The 1,355-nt window shown below is 56.7% G+C and carries 1 protein-coding gene; it reads right to left on the bottom strand.

The annotated features are described in order from the left end of the window. Positions 1-1,355: condensation domain-containing protein (locus tag Xind_RS19495; protein WP_246432636.1), on the bottom strand; the 1,355-nt coding region annotated here is incomplete at both ends.

Consider the following 1,355-nt stretch of genomic DNA (forward strand, 5'->3'; position numbering starts at 1 on the left):
GGGTAGTTGGTTCGCTCTTGTCCGTCCAATAACTCAACCCCCTCCAGCGTATTATCCAACTGGTTCGATTGATCATTGTGCCGATAATTTAACAGGGCACTAAAAAGGGGCGTACCGCGTTCAACCCCGCTACACTGCTGCGCCAGCGCCAGTGACGCATGCTCATGGGTTAACAATCCCGCCAGCCGGCGATGGGTGGCCTGTACACTGTCCCGTAGCGGGGTGTCATCCATATCCAACCGCAACGGCAGAGTATTGATAAACAAACCCATTCCTCCCTCTGTCCCTTCACTGCCAGCCATGCGCCCAAACAGCACGGTGCCGAACACCACTTTTTCCTGTCCACTGGTGCGTGACAATACCTGCGCCCAGGCCAGATGGCATAGCGCCGCCAAACTGACGCCCAAACGCCGTGCCTGGCTGCGCAGGCGGTCATTCAATTCCGGGGCCAGCATCCGGTGAGATTCTGTTATCTGTGAGCCATCGCGATGCACCTCCGCCAACCCAAACGGCAGCGTCGGCTCTTCCACCTCCGCTAACATCTCGGTAAAGAAACGGGTATGGGCGGCCTGACTCACGCCCAACCGGGCCTGCGCCACCAGATTACGGAATGGCACAGTCGCAGCCAGGCTCGCCTCTTGCCCCATCAGGCAGGCCTGCACTTCACGGTGCATCACTTCCAACGTTTCATGGTCGCCAATCAGGTGATGCAGTAATTGCAGGACTATCCAACGTCCATCCGTTTCCTGCGCCACCACAAAGCGCAATAGCGGCGCGTCACTCAAGTCAAGACGATAATGACTGACGTTAAAACGGGCCGCCAGTTGGCTACTAACAGGCCCCTCAGCCGGGTCCAGTGTGAGTTCGGTGACGGACAAAACGGCTTGACGCCAGACGACCTGTACCGGTACAGATACCCCCTGCCAGATAAAGGCAGTGCGTAAAATATCGTGACGGTCGACGATCCGTTGCATCGCAGCCAGATAACGATCCAGCAGCGCGCGGTCAACAAACGCCATCAGGTCACTTAACAGGTACGGATCCCCTTCCTGTGCCAGTAAGTGGTGGAACAAAATACCGTCCTGTAACGGCGATAAGGCATAAATATCCTGAATATTCGCCACACCGCCCGGCACTTGTCCGACAATGTGGTCAATATCCACCTGGGTTAAATCCACCAGCGGTAACATGGCCGGAGTCAGTTGCTGCGTATCGGGAGTAATGACATTCGGCGGAATTTCGATGGTCTGATGCTGCCCCACTGTTTGTGCCAGCTCGGACAATACCGGCGACCGGAACAACTCTCGCGCTGTCAGGGCCAATCCCTGCTGACGCAGGCGCTCAATCATACGCAC

Origin of the sequence: Xenorhabdus indica (genome assembly GCF_014467235.1) — a bacterium.
Classification (GTDB): Bacteria; Pseudomonadota; Gammaproteobacteria; order Enterobacterales; family Enterobacteriaceae; genus Xenorhabdus; species Xenorhabdus indica.